Here is a 21251-nt window from a genome sequence, read left to right as displayed (position 1 = left end):
CGAGCGATCAGCCTATCGCAAGCGCGGCAGCACGAGTTACGGCGCTTGCCTCCAGCGTCTGGCCACATGCGGGCTGGCGTTGAAAGGGCGAGGCTCCATCGAGCGCAGGATACCTACAATGCAGTTAGTAAAGGATTTTTGGCGCTGCGGCGTAGTTGCGGCGGACATCCGAAGCATCGCCGGTGCGGGCACCTTGGATCACGTTCCTGTACGCTGGCTCCCGAACCGTTCCAGCCTGCACTATCTGGCTGATCCCTTCGGCCTGTGGCGCGATGGCCGCCTCCATGTCTTCGCCGAAAGCTTCAGCTATCGCACGGGTGTTGGCCATATCGAGGTTCTGGTGCTGGATGCCAACCTTGCGATCATTGACCAACAAGCGGTCCTTCGCGAGCCGTGGCACCTTTCCTACCCGTTCGTCTTTGAAGCGGACGGGGAAACCTGGATGCTACCGGAGGCCCATGAATCTGGTTCGTTGTGGCTCTATCGCGCGACCGACTTCCCCTTCGGCTGGGAACGCGCGCGACGGATCGTGCTTGATCATGTGCCGCTCGATGCTTCGCTGATTCGCCACGAGGGATTGTGGTGGCTGTTCTACGCACCGGCCGATCCGCCCGAGGGTCGACTGACCAGCCTGTGCGGCGCCTATGCGGATCGCCTGGAGGGGCCATGGCAGCCTCACCCCGCCAATCCGATCCTTGTTGATGCAGCAGGACTGCGCCCCGGCGGAACGCCGGTCGTGATCGAGGGCAAGGTGCACCTGCCCGTTCAGCGCTGCGACGGGAGCTATGGCACGGGACTGCGCCTGCTCCGTTTCGATGTGTTGACACCATCGCGCACGGTGACGGCGGTCGCGAGCACGCTCGCCGCACCTATCTCTGCGGCACCGTTCACCGATGGTTGCCACACATTGTCGGAAGCTGGCGACGTATCGCTGGTCGATGTGAAGCAGATGCGCTTCTCGGCCTCTGCGCTGGCGGCCTGGCCGGAGCGCTGGCTCCGGCGCAGGCGCGCGCATACGGGCGCTTAGTTCGCCTGGTAATAATCCGAATATTGCTTGGAATAGTAATAAAGGCCGCCCACTGCCTGCGCCGCGGGATCGACCTGGGTGTAAAGAGCGCCAACCGGGTTGCTGCCATCGCTGCGCAGCCAGTTCAGCGAAGAAATTGCCGCTGAGACCGGCGTCGCGTTCCACTTGATCACCAGCGTCGTGGCGTCTGCGAGCACCGCAAGGAAGCGGCCGTCGGCCAGGCCCATCAGCGGGGGCAGATCGAGCACGATCTGGTCATAGCGCTCGCGCAACGTGCCCAGCAGCTGCTCCATGCGGCCCTCGCCGAACAGATTCTCTGCCGAGAAATACGGGCTGAGCACGAGGAGCTGGTCCAGGTTGGGTACGTCGCCGGGATGGATTGCCTCGTCGACGCTTGCCTCGCCATGCAGCACTTCCACCAAGCCGACGGCGGGCACCGGCGTGCGCACGATCTGGCGCACGGCGGCACGGCGGATGTCGCACTCTACCAGCAGCGTCTTCGCGCCAGCCGTCGCTAACGTACGGGCGAAGGCCACGGCAGACGTCGTCTTGCCCTCCGCCGGCAACGAGGAAGTGATCGCGATCACCTTGGGCGACCGCGTCCCCTTGACCCCAAGCACCGCCGCGCGCGCGATCCGGTAGGATTCCGCGAACATGGAAGTGGGCCGCTCCAGCATCAGATCGGCCGGATTCTGGCCCTTGGGCACCTTTGGCACCACGGCGAGCACCGGGATGCCGAGCTGGTCCTGCACCTCTTCGACCGAGCGGAACCCGCCGCTGGTCATTTCCATGACCGCGATCGTGCCCGCGCCCGCCGCCAGCGCGACAAGGAGTGACAGGGCATAGAGCAGCGGCTTGTTGGGCGAAGTTGGTCGCGGCTGCGGCTCCGCGCGATCGATCACCTCGGCCTGGGCGATCGACAGGCGCGCCGCCTGCGCGCTCTCCAGCGACATCTGCGACATCTTGTCATACAAGGCGCGCTTCGCCGCCGCCTCGCGCTCCAGGCTTGCGGCTGCTACCGAATCGCGGGCGCTGGTTTCGCGCTCCCGTTCCAGTTGGTTCAGGGATTGGCGCAGGCTCGCTGAGCGTGCTTCGGCAGCAGATGCACTGGCCTGCAACGAGCCGACCACCCGCCGAGCTTCCGCGTCGATCTGCGAGTCAAGGGCAACAAGCTGATCGCGGACCCGGATGCTCTCCGGGTGGCGATCGCCATAGCGCGCCTCGACCTCGCCGCGGCTGCGCACCACCTCGGCGCGCTGGCGGCGCAGATCGGCGATCACTGCCGACCCAAGCACTTCCGAAACGGCGTCGAGTCCACCCCGCGAAACCTGCGAGCGCGCTGCGGCGAGCCGCGCCCGCGCAGCCGCCGCATCGGATTCGGCGGTCGCAAGGCTGCTCGCGAGCGGCGCCACCTGCTGGTCGTTGATCGTGCCGACCGTGCTGTTAGCGACGCTGCTTTCGACAATGCCGGCACGGGCACGAAAGTCCGCCGCGCGGGCTTCAGCTTCGCTGGCCTGCTTGCCGAGCTCATCCAGCCGCTGCTGGAACCACTCGCTCTGCCGCTCTGCCGTGCCAACCTTGTTGGTCGTGCGGCTCTCGATATAGCCGTCGGCAAAGGCATTCGCGAGCTTTGCTGCCTTCAGCGAATCCGTGGAGGTGAAGCGAACGTTGAGAACATAGGTCAGCTTCTCACGATCGACCTTCAGGTGCGACAGGACCGCCGCCGCAAGCGCGTTCTCGCGCGCTTCCGTGGTGACCACGTTGACGCTGTTGCGATCCAGCTCCTCGACGAATTCTGGGTCTGCGGAAAGCCCATAAGCACGCACGATCGAGCGCGCGAGATCGAGCGAACGAATGGCAGTCACTTCCGTCTCGATCGCTTCCGGGGCCAGTTCGGCGCGGGTCGCCTGCGCATTGTTCGCCAGCGGATTGCGCGAGGGATCAAGGCGCACCTTCGCCGTCGATGTATATTTCGGCGTCATGAACGATACGGCGATCACTCCCGTCAGGAACACCGCGGCGGTCACCGCCGCCAGGATCTTCCAACGCCGGCGGATCGTATCGCGCACGACGCTGATGACGTCGGCCAGGCGCGCCTCATATTCGTCGGCTTCGTGTCTGACTTCCATTCTCGTCTGGCCTCGGTCTTGAGCCGGTGCGGCTCGAAGGTTGCTACATGTGGTAGGTGAGACCCGCCTCGAGACGTCCCTCACCGGCATCATTAGTGCCGGCCTGGAGCCCGCGCGAGTCCCGTTCGGAGTAGCTCAGCGAGCCTTCTAGGGTCATGCGGCGGGAAATCAGGTAACGGGCGCGCGAGGCGAGCTGATAGGTCGAATTGTTGCGGTCTTCGTTGATAGATGTCTGCAGGGCGTATTCTCCGCTCGCAGACAGGATCAGGTTATTCAGAAGCTCATAATCGCCGCCCAGCGACAAGCGATTATCCCAGAACGGCCGGGGCGTCACATTGCCGAACGTCGCATCCTCCGATGTGCGGCGTGCCGCCGTGCTTATCGTGAAACGCTCTGTGGGAAACAGCTCCAAGCGAGCTTCCCCGATCAGCCCGTTGACCGTGTCGAACCCGGATGTGCGATAATCACGCACGTTGTAGCCAATGCTGATCGTTCCGCGGGCCCGGCCGGCGAGATCCACGTTGAGGCCGATGTTGGCTCGCCCAGTGTCCGAATCCAGTGCAGCAATCCCGGGCACGCGGCCGTCAAACGTCGTGCCGGTGTAACCAAGCTGCCCGAACAGCGACACGCTCGGCGTGCGCGCATATTCGAACTGGCCAATGATACGGCTCACGTTGCGGTCGCGGTTTTCCTGGCTACGAAGCGCGCCATCGCTGAGCCTAACCGGCGCAAAGCGGAAGTCGGTGTAATCAGCGAGCAGGAACGTGCGCACCCGGCCGCTGGTATATTCGGTCCGCAGCGACGCAAAATCGCGCCGGAAGCGCGACAGCGCCGCTACATTGGACGCAACTTCTCCCGAGAACTGGTTCTCGAAGCTCTGCGACGCGCCGACCTCTCCTGTGACGGTGAGCGCCCGTCCCAGTTCCACTTCGCCCCGCGCCCCGAGATTCCAGCGCCGCTCGTTACGCCGGCTCTCGCCGATGTAGTTGCGCAGCAGTCCGGAGGCGTTGACCTCGAGGGAATGTCGCGACCAGATCGATGCCACGCGAAGCGATGGCTCCAGCGAGGCGTAAGGCGCTTCCGTTTCGTTCTGCTGCGTCAGGTAGGCGTTGCTGGTCGCCCCGGCGCTCGATCGAAGCCGCGGAAAGAACATCAGGCCACCAACGTGAACACCCGTCGGGGTGTAGGCCGGTCGCGGCCGGGCACTGACGCTGACATTCCGATCACGGTCGAACCCTTGCGGGACTGCCGGCTGGACAATCAGGCCGTCCTGCGCACGCGCGACGATAGGCACGCCTGCTGCCACGACGGCAGCCAGCGCCAATGCCGGGTGCGTGCCCGTCACCATTGATTTGCCCCGACGCGTCACCCCCCGTTAGGCCTCAGAAGAACCGTTCGCCGATCCGCACCGTGTCTCCGGGATAGACGATCAACTCGGGGGTCAGGCGATAATTGACCTCGTCGGTTGCGCCCTGCCGCCGGATGCGGATCACATCGCGATTGGCGCGAGGGGTAAAGCCCTTTGCCAGCGCCACCGCGTTCATCGCGGTCAGGCCGTTCACGTAGGGATACTGCCCTGGCGCACCGACCTCGCCCAGAATGTAGAAGGGGCGAAACACGATCACGTCCATGGCGACCTTCGGATCCCGCAGATAGCCGTCGGCGAATCGCGCCTGTGCATCACGTGCGATTTCCGAAACCGGTCGGTCGGTTGCGGGAACGTTGCCGATCAGCGGCAGCGATACCGTTCCATCGGGATTGACCCAGAATTCTCCGGTCAGACTGGGTTCGTTGAACACCGTAACTCTCACCCGGTCGCCAACACCCAGGCGATAGTCGCTGACGGCCGCCGCCGTCGACGCGTAACGCTCGCCGGCTGAGATCACGGGTCCTTCGCCCTTCTCCGCACATGCGGAGAACAGCAGGGTTATCAGAAGTAGAAACGCCGGGCGCAGGAGCATGGAGCCTCGAAGAAATAGGAACGGCGATGGCTTGATTGGCATGTCCGGCCAACGGAAGCAATGTGCCGCGGTGATCCGATGCATCATCGGCGCACCCTGTGACATGCGGCAAAATACGGTTAATAATCCCGTGATATCCGAACGTTGGCACTTTGCCGGCCCAAGGTTGAGATACTCGACAAGAGCGAAAGCCACCTGGTGACTTGGAACTCGACGCGGGTGGCAGAATACCCCTGCCCGTCCGTGACGATCTCCGCATAAAGGCGCCGTGACACATACTTGCCCGCCGCGACGGACGTGCCCTGCCCCGTCTGCGGATCGGCCGGCAGGATGCGCAGCCGATCAAGCCCGGCGGCACGGCGCACCGCATTGATCGGATTCAGCCCGCCGGAGCCGTCCTGCAGGGCAGCGACCGCGGCCGCGAGTTGCAACGCCTCGGGCGCCGACAGGTTGGTGATGGAGGTGCCGAACAACAAGCGCGACAGCAGTTCGTCCGGCGGCAGCGCAGGCGTGCTGGCAAAGGTGATTTCCGGTTTCAGCGCCACGCCGCTCACGCGGATCGAGGCCCTGAGCCCAGTTGTATCCGCATTAGCCTCGATATCGAGCGCTGGATTGGCCGGCACCTCTCCTGCGAACCGGATCGCGCCGCGTTCCAGCTCGAACTGGCGACCGGCGAACTCATAATCCCCTCGGATCAGATCGGCCCGGCCGTTGATGGCAGGATTTTCCGGCGAGCCACCGATCGTGAGATCGGCCGACCATTCGCTGGTCAGGCCAAGCCCGGTGACAAGCAACTGCTCAGTCGCCCGCGCCTTGATGTCGAGCTGCCAGGGCGCTTGCGGTGCCTCCACGCTGTCGCCGCTTCCATCGGGCTGGTTGATCTCCCGAACGGTGATGCGCGGAACGGCGCTCGCTGCCGTCGCCTGACCCAAGCGATAGCGACTGCGGTTCAGGCGAACCGTGCCTGAAATGGTACCGCCCTGCCCGTTTGATTGGAAACGCAGCGGGCCGGTCACGGTGGCGGCAATGTCATCGCGGTTGATCATCACCGCGCGATCCGCATTCAGGCGGAGGTCGAGCCCGATGCCGCCGCGTGCCGCAAAGTCGAACCATCCGGTACCAGCCACCTTGCCTTCCCGCCCCGCCGAGGCGGCAAAGCGTTCGATGGCAAGGCGCGAACCGGCAAAGCGCCCCTCCGCCGCCACGTCGCGCAGCACGGTCCCCGTCGTGGCGCTCTCGATCCGTGCCCCGTTCGTCTTCACCGAGCCGCGAATGACCGGATCCAGCACCGTACCACGCACGTCGGCCGCGATCGCCACCGGGCCCGACAGCGCGAACAGCTCCACCCGGCTCAGCCGCCAAAGCGTGTCAGCCGGGCCGCTATAGCGCAGTTGGGCGAACAGGCCTGCGCGGCTCAGTCGGGTCGCCAGATCGCCTTCACCAAGCCGCAACAATGCTTGCGCCCGGCCGATGGTCTTCCCGCCGGCCGCGGCCACCGCGCGCAGCCCGACACGATCCGCCGTCAGTACCCCGGCCAGGCCGATATCGATCGGGTCCGATGAGGCGAGCAACCCGGACCGTGTCAGGCCGCGCACCGTCATGTCGACGCGGCCAGTGGGCGCGGCCTGTCTATCGCTGGCATAGCTGAGCTTGCCCGACGCATTGCCACCAAGGCCAAGGCCGGGATAGCCGATATCCAGGACAGCGAGGGGCATGTTTGCCAGGGTTGCGTCAATGGCATTTCCGTCGGGGGCGAAGCGGCCGGCGATCGTCCCCTCACCCCCAGCGAACGTCACCTTGGTTGGCGCAAGCCGCCAGCCATCGCCGTCGCGCCTCAACAGCGCCGCGTTTTCGAGCCGCAGTGGGCGACGATCGACCGTGCCTTGCGCGATGATGCCATAGCCGTCGGGCGTAACGTCAATCACGCTTTGGATGTCGAAGGCACGCCCTCGCGATCCGGCGGCGGCCGCCCGGATCTGGCCCACACCGTCGCGCAGCTTGGCATTAGCAGCAACGCGTGCGATGCTGAGTGCTCCCCGGCGCAGCCCCGTGCCGTTGAACGTCGCCTCCACGTTCGTGCCCGCGGGATCGAGCAGCGCCACCAGTTCGAGCCGCCCTTGTCGGACGGTGGCTTCCCCGGCGAGCCGCGCCCCGCGCAAACTGAGCCGGGCTTCGATCCGCTGCACCGTACCAACCGGCCGTAGCAGCACCTCGCCATCGATGCCGCCACCGGCGACCACCAGCCGCCCGTCGAAACCGTCATCGGTAATCCCAATGGTTCCGGCAGCGCGGGTGCCGCTGACGCTCAGGCGCCGCACCGCGATCTGGGCATCCGCGCCGCGGGGAAGCAGGATCTCGCCCTCGCCGTCAAAGGCGCCGAGCCGCGAGCCGCCAGCCACCGCGAACACAAAGCCGCGGGGGTCCGGATCAAGGCGAAGCCGCACATCACGCAGGCCGAGGCTGTCGTTCGGACGTTGAAAGACAAGGTCCAGCTTTGGCCGCTCGATCTGACCATCGAGTTGCAGCGTCACGGGGCCATAAGTGGTCTGGCGCCCGGCACCGGAAAAAACAAAGGTGCCATCGCGGCGGCGATAGCCATTTCCCACCAGCCGTATGGACGGGCCCGTCAGCACAAGATTGCGCAAGTGGAGGATACCGTCCGGGGTGCGCTCTAGATCGGTCGCAATCCGCGGCAGGCCGCCAGCCAGGCTGCGGAAGAAGCCATTGTCCAGCCGCACCATCTGGGCGGTGCCCGAGCCGATCACCCGTGTGCCGCGCCCGCCCGCCCCAGGCACGACGCGCAGGCGCGAATTGACATCCACCACACCGAGCCCGGGGATCAGATACCGCCCGAGCGCGCCATTCAGGCCGACCTGATATTGACCATTGCGCAGATCGAGCAGCAGGCTGATGCGTCCCCACAGCTTGTCCGACCGCAGGCGAAGGTCATCGCCAGTCACCATCGTCGGGGTGATGCGCAGCACCCCATCCACCGACAGGTTGCGCAATATGCCGCCAGCCACGTCGCCCACGCCGGTCACGCGCTCGGCGGTAAAGCGCGCTGGGAGCAGGATCGGCGACTTGGACAGGCGGCCCTTGCCCGCCACCCGCGCCCCGTCGAATCCAGTGTCGTCAAATGCGAAGCGCGGCGCGGTAATACGGTAATCGAACGCGGCTGTGGCGAATGCGCCGTCCAGCACGGCGCGAAGCTCCACGTCGCGCCCGGTCATGTTGGGGAACAGGGCAGCGGGGCGCAACAGGCGGGCGCGCACGCGAAGGTTGCGCCAGGCATTGGCCGCAAGATCTGCGCCGCCGTTCGCGTCCACCGCCAGCGCGGCGGAGCGGAGCGACAGGCTCCCCTCCAGTCGGCGGTTGGCGAAGCTTGCTCCGCCATTCACCAGCACGCGCGGGCCGGACAGCCGCTGCAGCCTGCCCGTGGTGAGGCTCGCCGGCGTCAAGCTGCCGGTGAGCGTGTAGGCGCCGGCGCGATTGCCGAGAGCAAGATCGATCACCCGCACGCCGCCAGCAGTGGCAGTCGCCCGCCCCTGCCACGCGGCCCAGCGGCCCTCGCCATTCACGTCGGCGGCCAGCGGGCGCCGAACGCCCGTCAGCCGGGCGAGCACGCCATTGGCCGTGCCGCGCGCGCGCGCATCGATATCAAAGCGGTCGCGATCGGGCGCAGCGTCGATCCTCAGCCGCAGTTCGTCGCTGCCCTGGACCAGCGCATCGATGGCGACCATCGCCCGCCCCCGGCGAATATTCGCCCGGCCATGCAGCCGGCCGGTGCGCAACACGCCCGTGACGGCCGGCGCCACGGTCAGCCGTTCAACGGCAAGCCGGCCGATCACGATGTCGAAATCGGGCAGCAGCGGCGCTGATCGCCCGGTCGGCCTAGTGCGCGGCAGCTTTGCCAGCATGCCGACTGGTACCCGCAGCGAACGGATGTCGAGGCGATTGGAGAGCCACGCAAACGGCCGCCAGTCCAGCTCCGCGCAGGGCGCCGCGAACACCAGCCCTTCCGGATCGTGGACCCGCACATCGCGCAGCACGGCAGCGCCATAGAGCGAGCCATCGATCCGCCCCACGGTAAAGCGGAGGCCGTTCGCGGGCCGGGTGGCGTTGATCCGCTCCGCCACCCAGCGGTGGCCGATATCGGTGTCGATGATCCACAAGGTGGCCAACAGCACACCCACGGCCGCAATCAGCGCGGCGCCGAGCCACCGCAACCAGCGCATCAGAATGCCTGTCCCAGCGACACATAAACCGCGACGCGAGAATCGCCGCGCTGCGGGTTCAGCGGCGTGCCCACGTCCACGCGGATCGGGCCGAAGTTGCTGTAATAGCGCACGCCCACACCGGCGCCGTAGCGCAGGCCCGAAAGATCGGGGACGCCGGAGGTGTAGATGTTGCCCGCATCAAAGAACGGGACAACGCCGAAATTGCCGAACGCCTTGATCCTGCCCTCGATAGCAAACTCGGCCAGGCTGCGACCGCCGATTGGATCATTGTTGGGGTCACGCGGCCCGATCGACTGATAGCCATAGCCGCGAACCGATGCGCCGCCACCGGCATAGAAGCGTCGTGACGGAGCAATGGCGTCGCGCGGCGCCCCAAGGATCGTGCCTAGGCGAATTCGGCCGGCAAGCACCACTCCGTCATTGATCGGGGCATAAGCGCTCGCATCCAGCTGCGTGCGGGCATAGCCAAACGCCGTTCCTTGCAGCGAAAGCTCCGGGCTGAACCGTCCGCCCAGGCGAAAGCCGCGCGAAGGGTTCAGCAGGTCGTCCGATCCGTCATAGCTCAGGCTGGTGGGCACGGCCGCGATGAAAAAGGTGCGCCGTCGCGGCTCGCCCGTGGAGACAATCACGTCGCGCTCGTCCGAGGCGAGAAGCTCCGCGCCGAGCGACCAGGTCCAGGTCTTCTGGAAGAAGATGTTGGTCTGGCGTTCCAGGCTGCCGGACAGCGAAAACGTGTTCGCTTCATAGGCATCGCGATTGGTATGGGCCACCGCGATCTGCCCGGTGAGCACCCTGTCGCGGCCCTTGAAGTTATTACGGCGAAAGGTGACCGCGCCCAGCTGCTCCTGCGTGCCGAGCACCGAACGGAGCGTCAGCGCCCCTTCCGGCGGAAACAGATTGCGGTGCGTCCAGCTCGCCTCGACTCGCGCGCCCTCGCCCGTGCCATAGCCGATTTCGCCAGCGATGGTGCGGGGCGGCGCAGGCTCCAGCCGAACGTCGATATCCACCGTTTCCGGCGTGGCGCCGGGTATTGGCTTCACCTCCGCGAGGGAGACGAGGCCGGTCTGGACCAGCGCCCGTCGCAAATCGGCCAGTGCCGGCTCATAATAAGGTTGGCCCGGGGTAAATCGGGCGATCTCCTGCACATGATCGGCCCCGAACACGCGATTGCCAGCATTGGTGCGGATCTGGCCGAACACCCGCGCCGTGCCGGGATCGACCGTCACATCTAGCGTCGCGGACCGCGCCTCGCGGTCGATCGTGACCACCGGATCGCCGATCGTCGCGAACGGAAAGCCTTGCTCACCCACCTCCAGGCGCAGCTTAGTTTCCGCAGCGGCGATCGCGTCAGCGTTTGCCGGATCCTGCGCGTTGACGCCGAACGCCTCGCGCAGTGCCGCCGCCTTGTCGCCCGCCGCTTCCACCCCGGCGATCGTCACGTCCTTGAGGCGATAAATTGGCCCTGGGCTCGCGCTGAGCACCACCGTCGGCCGCCCCTCCACGGTTTCGATGCGCGGCTCGACCTCTGCGTCATAATAGCCTTCCGCGCGCAGCAGGGTCACCAGCGCCGCGGCATCCTCCCGCGCGCGGCGGTCGATCTGCGCGGCATTGGCGGGCTCCTCGTCGTTCTGGTCCAGGACGGACAGAGCGGCAAAGCGGCTGCGAAGCAGGGGGGAACCGATCCCTTCCAGCCCGTCGATGCGCCAGCCATAGCGCACCTCGGTCAACGGGGTGGCCCACGCCTGCGCGCCCGATTGCGGATCAGCCGCGAGTTCCGGCCACTCGACACCGATGTCGGGCATGTCGGCCAGCGGCGCGCCCGTGTCCAGCGCCGGCTCGGCATCAGGCACAGCGGCCTGCTGCGCCGCGACGGGCTGCGCAGCGAGCAACGCGATCAGACCTGCCGCGCCGATCGGCCCGCTCCGCCCGTACATCCCGCTGCCCTAAGGCCTTGCTCAGCCAGCGGCAATGCCGCTGGGCCTCAATGCACAGTGCCCGCGGCCAAATCCGTCTCCAGCAGTCGCACCAGGCGCTCCACCTGTCGCTAGCGGCAGAAATGGACAACATTGCCGACCGACCGGCTGCGATCTGCACGGATCGCCGCTTCATCGGCGGCAAAGGCACCAAAGGCACGGATCAGGGACGACGCGTCCGTCACCATGTGACGGTCGGCAAGATAAAGATGCGGCAAGAGCAACCTGCGATGTGATTGTCCGGCCAGCCATAGCGACGAACCTCAACCGCCCGGTGAACGGCGAGGGTTAACGCGGCAACAGTGGCATTGCGAGGTGGGCCGTGCCAAAGGCCGTAGCATGGCACCTTCCAATCAGCGCTCGACTTCCGCGGGCGGTTTCATCGTCGCCGCGTCGTTGATGGTGGGCACCATCATCGGGCTCTTGCTCGGGCAGCCTTCCCTTGGCTTCGTGACGGGGCTTGGCCTCGGCGCGGTCGTCGCCATCGCTCTCTGGCTGAAGGCGCGGGGCTAAACGCACGGCGCGACAGGCACGCTGGAGGCACGGGGGGCAGAGGCCGCCGCTCAGGGCTGCCGCAGCAGCAGCTTGACGCGCCCGATCACTGCAGCTTCCCCGGCGGTGCAACGGATCGGAGCATAATCGGCATTGTCGCTGACCAACAGCAGCGCCGTGCCCTCCCGCCTGATCCGCTTGACCAGAAGTTCGTCCGCGCGGCGAACCACGAAGATCCCGGTACTCGCCAGCCGGGTATCCGCGCGATCCACCAGCAGCCGGTCCCCTGCAAGGATGGTCGGCTGCATCGAATCGCCCGCCACATCGATCACCGAAGCGTGCGCCGGCGATACGCCGCAGTCGCGCAGCATCCGCGCGGCAAACTCCTCCTGCCGAATGGCACGCTCCTCGCCCACCGTCGCGCCGCGCCCGGCCGAGGCCGCCACTGACAGATAGGGCACGGCAATGGTCGCATCGCGCGGCTCCCCGCCGAGCATCTCCTCATCCACGCCGAGAAAGCGCGCGAGCACCTGACGATCGCGTTCCGCCAGGCGGCGCGGCGTGCCGCGGCGCACGAATTGCTGAAGATACGCCAGATTGCGGCCGATCACGCGTGACAGCTCGGATAGGCTGACGCCCTGCGCCGCCGCCAATCGCTCCAGCGTCTCGCCAACCGTTTCCGCCATCGCGCGACTATAGCCTAGGATTTTTCCTAGACAAGTTGGAAAAGGTGCGAGAACAAACAGCGAACAACGTGACTCGGGAGTTTGCCATGTCGCTGCTGATCAGGATCGACCGCTACCTTCGCCGTACCGGCATTTCGCCCTCCACCTTCGGCCGCCAGGCTGTGAACGACCCACGCTTGGTGCATGACCTGCGCGGAGGACGGACACCGGGGCCCCGCATTTGCGCGCGGGTGGATGCTATTCTTCAGGATGGCGAATGATGCGCGGGCCGGACGCCGCGGTCCTGCTGGGCCGCGCCCTTAGCCGATCGGCGGCGCACCTGGGCTTGGAGATTGCCTTGGAACAGCACCAGTCAACGCCGTGGCACAGCGCGACCTTCAGCGGCCATCGCCATGCCATGACGATCACGGCGTCTCCGGGCGGCGCGGCTGCGAGCGCCTGGCTGGCAGCGATCAGCAGCCTTGACGTGCCCCTGCCGGGGGAATTGCTCGCCGATCTCAAGGTCGCGCAGCAGGTTCCCGGCGACGGACACTGCCAGGCGCGGATCGAGGCGCTTACGGTAGAGTGCGCCTGATCGCGGCGTCGACAATCAGCGCCGTGCCATCTGGCGCAGCATCAACAACGTGTCCGTCAGCGTCTCGGGCTGGCTCGGCGCGGCAGACGGGGCGGGCGGCGCTGGTGTCGGCGCTGGTGTCCGGTCGGGCACCTTGCGCTGGCGGGCGCCCCGCTCCAGCCGATCGAGCAGGCTGGCGAGCGAGTCTCCGCTCCCTGATGCGGCGGCCTCGGCATCCTGGCTCATCACCGGGCGCGCCGTTGCGGGCGCCTCCTCCGCGGGCAGGCCTGGCTGATCCGAGCGCTGCTTTTCCATGATCGAAAGGTCGTGATCCTTGCCGCCTTCATCAAGCCCGATTTCCGGAGGCGCCGCAGCATCAGCTACGCTGACGGTGACCGGCGCGGCAATCGGTGCCCCTTTCTCTGCCTTTAGAGGTGCGCAAGCCGGCGCGGGCGCGAGCGGCGGCACCGCGCGCACCGGATCGCGCGGCACGTCGGGAATGGCAACCGGGTCGAACGCGGCAAGTGGCTGGTCGAGATCGCGTGGCACCGTCTGTTCGCCGGCGCGCGGGCGCACACGCACCGCCGGCGCGACCGACGCGATCGGCAGCGGCGGGCCAAGATCCTCGTCCGCGCGAATCGGGCGGCGCGGTGCGGCATCGGGGTGTGCATCCGCCCGCCGGATGGTAGGGACCCGCAGCGCCGCATCCGGGCTGGCCAGCGCCGGCTTGTGCTGCACCCCGATCAGATAACCGCGTCGACGCAGCGCCACCGCGGCGATCGCGACAAACGGGATCAGCACGAACAGCGCCAGCATCGTCCGGCCAAAGGCGCCGATCGGCGGGGTCGCCGCCGAAAGCAGATACGGCAGGCCCAGCCGCCACATCAGCACATCAAGCATGGCCTGCGGCATGGCCGCGACCAAGGCCGCCGCCACCACGCCGATGGTCAGCATGAGGGCCGGCCAGATCAGCCGCTTCCATTCCATTTCGCGTTGTTCTGCGCCCATGCCTCACCCTTTTTCGCCGGCCGCCATCAGCCGCCGGTACACAGGCTCGTATCGCGAAATATTTGAGGACCAGTTACGTTCCTGCTCAACAAAGGCGCGGGCACGGGCGCGGCGCTCATCCCATCCGTGCCGCTCACCAAGCAGATCAGCCAGAGCCGCGGCAATGGCGGCGGGATCGTCGGCGGCGAACAGCGTGCCCGTCTCGCCGTCCCGAATCAGCTCGCGATGCCCGCCCACATCGGAGGCCGCGACCAGCCGCCCCTGCGCCATTGCCTCCAGTGGCTTCAGCGGCGTGACCAGATCGGTCAGCCGCATCTTCTTGCGCGGGTAGGCCAGCACATCAACGAGGCTATAGTATCGCTCCACCTCCTGATGCGGGACGCGGCCGACGAAGCGGATTCGCTCGGCCGCGGGCGACGCCGCCGCCTGCTGGCGCAGCGCCTTCTCCATCGGGCCGCCGCCGACGAGCAGCAATTGCGCATCCGGCCGCCGCGCCACCAGCGCCGGCATCGCCGCGATCAGATCATCGAGGCCCTCATAATCGTAGAAGCTGCCGATAAAGCCGATCACATCGCCCTTCAGCCCGAGCGATTGCGCGAGCGCTTCGTCGCGCAGCTGCGGATCACCGAACAACGTCATGTCGACGCCGTTGGGCGACACGGTAATGCGGTCCTCCGCTACGCCGCGCGCCAGCAGATCGCGCTTCAGCCCCTCGCAAATCACCGCCACCGCATCGGCGCGCTTCACCGCCCAGCTTTCCAGCGCGCGAGTCGCGCGAAAGCGCAGCGATCCTTCGGTGCCAGTGCCGTTCCCGACCGAGGCATCCTCCCAAAAGGCGCGGATTTCATAAACAAGCGGCACGCCCAGCCGCCGCGTCGCACGCATCGCCGCCAGCGCATCCAGCACGGGCGAATGGGCATGAATGATGTCCGGCCGAAATTTCTTCGCCACCGCAGTGATGCGCCGTCCAAACGCCGCCACCTCCGCCAGTTCGCCCAACGGAGCGGGCAAGCGCGGCGACGCTGGCGTGCGATGAAAGGTGATCCCGTCCACCACCTCCACCGGCGGCGCGTCGTGATGATGCCGCGGGCCAGTCACCGCCGCCACATCCCAGCCCCGCGCCATCTGCGCCTTCACGATCGCCCGCGTGCGAAACGTGTAGCCGCTCTGCAAAGGCAGGCCGTGATCGAGTACGTGGAGAATGCGCATGACGGCCTGCTGCCACCACGCCGCTTAACGGCACGTCAACTGCCCGCGTTTAGGCGGGTGACGCTTTCGGGAGGCTCGAACCCAGGTTTATGCCAAGTTTATGATCGATAATCTGGCACTCGGGATCAGCCATGGGCTGCTGCTGCTCGCGGCATGGCTGCTGCTGCGCCGCGACGATCTCGATTCCGAAGCCGCGCCTGCAGAGAAACCTGGCCGGCCGGGGCGCCCCCCGCGTGCGTGATCTGGCCTTTATCGGCTTCCTGGTGGCGCTGTTCGGCCTCGGCTTTCGCCGGCCGTTCATCTTCATCCTCGCCTATGTCTATATCGACATCGTCTCGCCGCAGCGGATCACTTATTATCTGCTGAACAGCGTGCCGATCTCAGCCATCGCGGCCGGGCTCGCGGTGCTCGCCTGGCTGGTGGTTGATGACAAGAAGGACACCCGCTTCGCGCCGCGTCAGGCGCTGATCCTGCTGTTCCTGGTCTATTGCGGCATCACCACGCGCACGGCCGATTTCCCGATCGAGGCGGCGGGCAAATGGGAATGGGTGTGGAAGAACCTCGCCTTTGCCGCCTTCCTCCCGCTGACCTTGCGCACGAAGCTGCGGATCGAGGCGCTGCTCCTCTTCGTGGTGCTGTCGGCCAGTTCGATCATCATCGTGGGCGGCATTAAGACGCTGGCTTCGGGCGGCGGCTATGGCGAGCTAAACCTCATGGTGGCGAACAATTCGGGCCTTTACGAAGGCTCGATCATCTCGGCCGTATCGATCTCGCTGATCCCGATCATTCTCTGGTTCGGGCGCCATGGCACGATCTATCCGCCCGGGCGCCTCGTCTGGCTGTTCTGCGCGGCGCTCACCTTCGCCTGCCTGCTGATCCCCGTCGGCACCTCCGCGCGTACCGGCCTGCTGTGCATTGCCCTGCTCGCCGTGCTGATGCTGCGCGAGGTGAAGCGCAAGGTCCTGTACATCGCCGCGCTTGGCGTGGTCGGCCTCATGGCGGTGCCGTTCCTCCCCAGCGCCTTCAGCGAGCGGATGGGCACGATCAAGACCTATCAGGCCGACGAATCCGCCTCCACCCGCATCGCCGTTTGGAAGTGGACGTGGGACTATGTGAAGGACCATCCGTTCGGCGGCGGGTTCGATGCCTATCTGCAGAACCGAATCCGGTACGATACGGTGCAGGTCGTCGGCGAAGGACCGAACCGGACGGTGCAGCGCAACCTGACGGTCGACAAGAGCCGCGCCTATCATTCCAGCTATTTCGAGGTGTTGGGTGAGCAGGGTTATCCGGGGCTCGCGCTGTGGCTGCTCATCAACGTGATCGGGCTGGTGCGCATGGAAGTGCTCCGCCGCCGCTATCGCGAGGGGGAGTTCGCCTGGGGCGGCAGTCTCGCCGGCGCACTCCAGCATGCGCACCTGATCTATCTGCTGGGCGGCGCCTTTGTCGGCATTGCGTTCCAGTCGTTCCTCTACATGCTCATCGGCGCGCAGATCGGGCTCGACACCTATTTGTCCCGCCGGCAGGCGGAGACTGCGTGGCGCCCGATGCGGCGTGAACGCTCGGCTTTGGCCGAAAGCTAAGCCCACCCGATCCGTCATCCCGGACTTGATCCGGGATCCATGGTGCCGCGAGGGCTGGTGCTGGAGCCTCTTGCTTCAGCGCTCGCCGACAGTTGGATCCCGGCACAAGGCCGGGATCACGGCCATGGCTGGTGAACCGCAACCCAGCCTTCTTGCGAACGAATCGCGAAAAGCAGATTCGTCAAGTCTTTTCATGAACAGCGCCGCTTGGCACCTTCCCCCACCCGCCTGCCGCTGCTATCGCCGCCCCCGACGCTTTACATCGCCCGTCCGGGCGCGCCCGCGCGTGGGTCTTGTCACCCCCGCTTCCCCGTCGCGCCCGAGCCGGCCGAACCTATGGGGAAAGGACCCGCATGACCGCCATCGGCCACGATACGTTGAAGGCCCGCCGCACGCTCCAGGCGGGCGGCAAGAGCTACGATTATTATTCGCTCGACGTTGCGGCCGAAAAGTTCGGCGACATCTCGCGCCTGCCCTTCTCGATGAAGGTGCTGCTGGAGAACATGCTGCGCTTCGAGGACGGCAAGACGGTGACGGCTGCCGACGTGCAGGCCGTCGTGGATTGGCAGAAGGAGCGCCGCTCCGACCGCGAGATCCAGTATCGCCCGGCCCGCGTGCTGATGCAGGATTTCACCGGCGTTCCCTGCGTCGTCGATCTCGCGGCCATGCGCGACGCGATCACCAAGCTTGGCGGCAACGCGGCCAAGATCAACCCGCAGGTCCCCGTTCACCTCGTGATCGACCACTCGGTCATGGTGGACGAGTTCGGCACGCCCAAGTCGTTCGAGCAGAACGTTGATCTCGAATATCAGCGCAACTCGGAACGCTATGAGTTCCTGAAGTGGGGCTCGAAGGCGCTCGACAACTTCAAGGTCGTGCCGCCGGGCACCGGCATCTGCCACCAGGTGAATCTGGAATATATCGCGCAGGGCGTCTGGGCCTCGAACGAAACCGGCGACAACGCCGCTGGCAGCGCCGCGATCGCCTATCCCGACACCTGCGTCGGCACCGACAGCCACACCACGATGGTGAACGGCCTCGGCGTGCTGGGCTGGGGCGTCGGCGGGATCGAGGCGGAAGCCGCGATGCTCGGCCAGCCCGTCTCCATGCTGATCCCCGAAGTTGTCGGCTTCAAGCTGACCGGCGCGCTGCGCGAGGGCATCACCGCCACCGATCTCGTGCTCACCGTCACGCAGATGCTGCGCGCCAAGGGCGTCGTCGGCCGCTTCGTGGAATTCTACGGCCCCGGCCTCGACCAGATGACGCTCGCCGACCGCGCGACCATCGCCAACATGGCACCGGAATATGGCGCCACCTGCGGCTTCTTCCCGATCGACACCAAGACGATCGATTACATGAAGCTGACCGCGCGTCCGGCCGAGACGATCGCGCTGGTCGAGGCGTATGCCAAGGCCAATGGCTTCTGGCGCGACGCCAACACGCCCGATCCGGTGTTCACCGACACGCTGGAGCTCGACCTCGGCTCGGTCGTCCCGTCGCTCGCCGGCCCGAAGCGCCCGCAGGACAAGGTCGCGCTCGACAAGGTCGACGAAGTGTTCAACGGCGATCTCGTCAAGGTCTACGACAAGGCGCAGGCGAAGCGCGTCGAGGTGGCCGAGCGCGGCCACGACATCGGCGACGGCGACGTGGTTATCGCCGCGATCACCAGCTGCACCAACACGTCGAACCCGTCGGTGCTGGTCGCCGCCGGCCTCGTCGCCCGCAAGGCGCGCGAGCTGGGCCTGAAGCCCAAGCCCTGGGTCAAGACCTCACTCTCGCCGGGCTCGCAGGTCGTAACCGACTATCTCGTGAAGTCGGGCCTGCAGGACGATTTCGACGCCATGGGGTTCAACCTCACCGGCTATGGCTGCATGACCTGCATCGGCAATTCGGGCCCCCTCCCCGGCCCGATCAGCAGCGCGATCAACGAGAATGACCTCGTCGTCGCCTCCGTGCTCTCGGGCAACCGCAACTTCGAAGGCCGCGTGTCCCCGGATGCGCGCGCGAACTTCCTCGCTTCGCCCCCGCTCGTCGTCGCCTATGCGCTGAAGGGCAGCGTCACCACCGACATGAACAACACGCCGATCGGCGAAGGGACGAACGGCCCGGTGTACCTCAAGGACATCTGGCCTTCGAACCAGGAAGTGTCGGAGCTGATGACCGCCAACATTGACGACAACATGTTCCGTACCCGCTATGGCAACGTGTACGAAGGCGATGCCAAGTGGCGCGGCATCGAGGTCGTCGGTTCGGACACCTACAGCTGGCCCGCCGCCTCGACCTACATCGCCAACCCGCCCTATTTCGAGGGCATGGAGATGACCCCGGCGCCGGTGACCGACATCATCGAGGCGAAGCCGCTGGCGATCCTCGGCGATTCGATCACCACCGATCACATCTCGCCGGCCGGCTCGATCAAGGCTGACAGCCCGGCAGGCACGTGGCTGATGGAGCGCCAGGTGTCGAAGGCGGACTTCAACAGCTACGGCTCGCGCCGCGGCAACGACAACGTCATGGTCCGCGGCACCTTTGCCAACATCCGCATCAAGAACGAGATGGTGCCGGGGATCGAAGGCGGCATGAGCCGCTATGGCGAAGAAGTGATGCCGATCTACGACGTTGCCATGCGCCACAAGGCGGATGGCACGCCGATGGTCGTCGTCGCGGGCAAGGAATATGGCACCGGCTCCTCGCGTGACTGGGCGGCAAAGGGCACCAACCTGCTTGGCGTGCGCGCGGTGATCGCAGAGAGCTTCGAGCGCATCCACCGTTCGAACCTCGTCGGCATGGGCGTTCTCCCGCTCCAGTTCGTCGAGGGCGTGACGCGCGAGACGCTGAAGCTGACGGGTGATGAAACCTTCACGATCCACAATGTCGCTGGCCTGCGCCCGCGTCAGACCGTGACGGTGACGATCGCCCGCAAGGATGGCACCACCGAGACGGTCGAGACGCTCTGCCGTATCGATACCGTCAACGAGCTGGAATATTTCCTCAACGGCGGCATCCTGCAGTACGTGCTGCGCAATCTGGCCGCCTGATCCGCCCAGCCGTCCGCCGCCCTGTATCAAGGGGCGGCAGACAGGAATTGTTACTTTCGTTACCTCTTGCCCCCGCTTATGTCGGGGGCAAGAGGAGTTTCGATGCAGGCCACACTCGATTTCGCGCTCGGTGAAACCGCGGACATGATCCGCGACACGACGCGCCGCTTCGCCGACGAAAAGATCATGCCGCTCGCCGCGAAGATCGACGCGGACGACTGGTTCCCGCGCGACGAACTATGGCCCGCGATGGGCGAACTCGGCCTCCACGGCATCACCGTCGAGGAAGAGTACGGCGGCCTTGGCCTGGGCTATCTCGAACATGTCATCGCCTGCGAGGAAGTGAGCCGCGCGTCGGCGTCGATCGGCCTCAGCTACGGCGCGCATTCCAACCTGTGCGTCAACCAGATCCGCCGTTGGGCCTCCGCCGAGCAGAAGGCGAAATACCTCCCCAAGCTGATCAGCGGCGAACATGTCGGCAGCCTCGCCATGTCGGAGACGGGCGCGGGCAGCGATGTCGTCTCGATGAAGCTGAAGGCGGAAAAGACCGACGCGGGCTATGTCCTGAACGGCACCAAATTCTGGATCACCAACGCCGCTTATGCGGATACGCTCGTGGTCTACGCCAAGACCGGCGAGGGCAGCCGCGGCATCACCACCTTCCTCATCGAGCGGGACATGCCCGGCTTCTCGATCGGCCAGAAGATCGACAAGATGGGCATGCGCGGCTCCCCCACCGCGGAACTCGTCTTCGACAATTGCGAAGTGCCGGACGAGAATGTCATGGGCCCCGTCAACGGCGGCGTCGGCGTGCTGATGAGCGGCCTCGATTATGAGCGCACCGTGCTCGCCGGCATCCAGCTCGGCGTGATGCAGGCCTGCCTCGACGTCGTCCTGCCCTACCTTCGCGAGCGCAAGCAGTTCGGCCAGCCGATCGGCGCCTTCCAGCTGATGCAGGCGAAGGTCGCCGACATGTACGTCGCGCTCAATTCGGCGCGGGCGTACGTCTATGCCGTCGCACGCGCCTGCGACACCGGCCAGACGACCCGCTTCGACGCCGCCGGCGCGATCCTCCTCGCCAGCGAAAACGCCTTCAAGGTCGCCGGCGAGGCCGTCCAGGCGCTGGGCGGCGCGGGCTACACCAAGGACTGGCCGGTCGAACGCTTCCTGCGTGATGCCAAGCTCCTCGACATCGGCGCCGGCACCAACGAAATCCGCCGCATGCTGATCGGCCGCGAACTGATCGGAGCGGCGGCGTGATGGCACTGGCTCATTCCTCCCCGAGCTCGCGCGGGGAGGGGGACCGCTCGCCGCAGGCGAGTGGTGGAGGGGCAGTCACGGCCGCTCCGCTTCT

At 66.3% G+C, this 21251-nt stretch carries 17 protein-coding genes; 9 read left to right on the top strand and 8 right to left on the bottom strand.

Translation table 11 applies throughout. The annotated features are described in order from the left end of the window. Positions 1–118: 118 nt before the first annotated feature. Positions 119–1027 carry a glucosamine inositolphosphorylceramide transferase family protein gene (locus SPMU_RS01210; protein ID WP_211275686.1) on the top strand — a complete coding sequence of 303 codons (909 nt, stop codon included), beginning with the start codon at positions 119–121 and terminating at the stop codon, positions 1025–1027. Here the strand turns inward: SPMU_RS01210 and SPMU_RS01205 are convergent. The 5 genes from SPMU_RS01205 to SPMU_RS01185 form a co-directional block, all read right to left on the bottom strand. Then, on the bottom strand, positions 1024–3156 hold the full coding sequence (locus tag SPMU_RS01205; protein ID WP_169715603.1) for a GumC family protein: 2133 nt from the start codon (positions 3154–3156) through the stop codon (positions 1024–1026). The two genes, SPMU_RS01210 and SPMU_RS01205, sit on opposite strands and share 4 nt — an antisense overlap. A gap of 43 nt (positions 3157–3199) precedes the next feature. After that, positions 3200–4504 carry an outer membrane beta-barrel protein gene (locus SPMU_RS01200; protein ID WP_140418369.1) on the bottom strand — a complete coding sequence of 435 codons (1305 nt, stop codon included), beginning with the start codon at positions 4502–4504 and terminating at the stop codon, positions 3200–3202. Between the two features lie 34 nt (positions 4505–4538). Further along, positions 4539–5117: a polysaccharide biosynthesis/export family protein gene (locus tag SPMU_RS01195; protein WP_088333079.1), complete on the bottom strand. Its 579-nt coding sequence runs from the start codon at positions 5115–5117 to the stop codon at positions 4539–4541. A 119-nt stretch (positions 5118–5236) separates the two neighbouring features. Beyond that, a complete protein-coding gene (locus SPMU_RS01190) occupies positions 5237–9352 on the bottom strand; it encodes a translocation/assembly module TamB domain-containing protein (protein WP_211275685.1) in 4116 nt (1371 codons plus the stop codon). Then, positions 9352–11289 carry an autotransporter assembly complex protein TamA gene (locus tag SPMU_RS01185; RefSeq protein ID WP_088331139.1) on the bottom strand — a complete coding sequence of 646 codons (1938 nt, stop codon included), beginning with the start codon at positions 11287–11289 and terminating at the stop codon, positions 9352–9354. Before SPMU_RS01185 ends, SPMU_RS01190 begins: the two co-directional genes overlap by 1 nt. 122 nt (positions 11290–11411) lie before the next feature. Here SPMU_RS01185 and SPMU_RS17440 point away from each other — a divergent pair, with 122 nt between their 5' ends. Continuing rightward, entirely contained in the window at positions 11412–11564 is a 153-nt protein-coding gene (locus SPMU_RS17440; RefSeq protein ID WP_211275684.1) for a hypothetical protein, read from the top strand. Between the two features lie 103 nt (positions 11565–11667). After that, positions 11668–11841 carry a hypothetical protein gene (locus tag SPMU_RS16800; RefSeq protein WP_169715602.1) on the top strand — a complete coding sequence of 58 codons (174 nt, stop codon included), beginning with the start codon at positions 11668–11670 and terminating at the stop codon, positions 11839–11841. Between the two features lie 50 nt (positions 11842–11891). Here the strand turns inward: SPMU_RS16800 and SPMU_RS01175 are convergent, their stop codons facing one another. Then, positions 11892–12506 carry a S24 family peptidase gene (locus SPMU_RS01175; RefSeq protein WP_088331137.1) on the bottom strand — a complete coding sequence of 205 codons (615 nt, stop codon included), beginning with the start codon at positions 12504–12506 and terminating at the stop codon, positions 11892–11894. Positions 12507–12592: 86 nt separating this feature from the next. Here SPMU_RS01175 and SPMU_RS16795 point away from each other — a divergent pair, with 86 nt between their 5' ends. Beyond that, entirely contained in the window at positions 12593–12766 is a 174-nt protein-coding gene (locus tag SPMU_RS16795) for a hypothetical protein (RefSeq protein WP_169715601.1), read from the top strand. Then, a complete protein-coding gene (locus SPMU_RS01170; protein WP_088331135.1) occupies positions 12763–13080 on the top strand; it encodes a hypothetical protein in 318 nt (105 codons plus the stop codon). Before SPMU_RS16795 ends, SPMU_RS01170 begins: the two co-directional genes overlap by 4 nt. Before the next feature lie 15 nt (positions 13081–13095). Here SPMU_RS01170 and SPMU_RS01165 read toward each other — a convergent pair whose 3' ends face one another. Next, positions 13096–14067 (bottom strand): hypothetical protein, encoded by a 972-nt coding sequence (locus tag SPMU_RS01165; protein WP_088331133.1) that lies wholly within the window; start codon positions 14065–14067, stop codon positions 13096–13098. A 3-nt stretch (positions 14068–14070) separates the two neighbouring features. Next, positions 14071–15276: a TIGR04063 family PEP-CTERM/XrtA system glycosyltransferase gene (locus tag SPMU_RS01160; protein WP_088331130.1), complete on the bottom strand. Its 1206-nt coding sequence runs from the start codon at positions 15274–15276 to the stop codon at positions 14071–14073. Positions 15277–15376: 100 nt separating this feature from the next. On the opposite strand from SPMU_RS01160, the gene SPMU_RS16790 reads away from it, so the two are divergent. The 4 genes from SPMU_RS16790 to SPMU_RS01145 all read left to right on the top strand — a co-directional run bounded on the left by SPMU_RS16790 (position 15377) and on the right by SPMU_RS01145 (position 21157). Next, positions 15377–15517 carry a hypothetical protein gene (locus SPMU_RS16790; RefSeq protein ID WP_169715600.1) on the top strand — a complete coding sequence of 47 codons (141 nt, stop codon included), beginning with the start codon at positions 15377–15379 and terminating at the stop codon, positions 15515–15517. After that, positions 15510–16859: a putative O-glycosylation ligase, exosortase A system-associated gene (locus SPMU_RS01155; RefSeq protein WP_088331129.1), complete on the top strand. Its 1350-nt coding sequence runs from the start codon at positions 15510–15512 to the stop codon at positions 16857–16859. Before SPMU_RS16790 ends, SPMU_RS01155 begins: the two co-directional genes overlap by 8 nt. Positions 16860–17212: 353 nt before the next feature. After that, complete coding sequence (acnA, locus tag SPMU_RS01150) at positions 17213–19897, top strand: aconitate hydratase AcnA (protein ID WP_088331128.1); 2685 nt, start codon at positions 17213–17215, stop codon at positions 19895–19897. A gap of 102 nt (positions 19898–19999) precedes the next feature. After that, positions 20000–21157 carry an isovaleryl-CoA dehydrogenase gene (locus SPMU_RS01145; RefSeq protein ID WP_088331127.1) on the top strand — a complete coding sequence of 386 codons (1158 nt, stop codon included), beginning with the start codon at positions 20000–20002 and terminating at the stop codon, positions 21155–21157. Positions 21158–21251: the final 94 nt, after the last annotated feature.

This window comes from Sphingomonas mucosissima (assembly GCF_002197665.1).
GTDB classification, from domain to species: domain Bacteria; phylum Pseudomonadota; class Alphaproteobacteria; order Sphingomonadales; family Sphingomonadaceae; genus Sphingomonas; species Sphingomonas mucosissima.
This window is presented reverse-complemented; position numbering and strand designations above follow the sequence as displayed.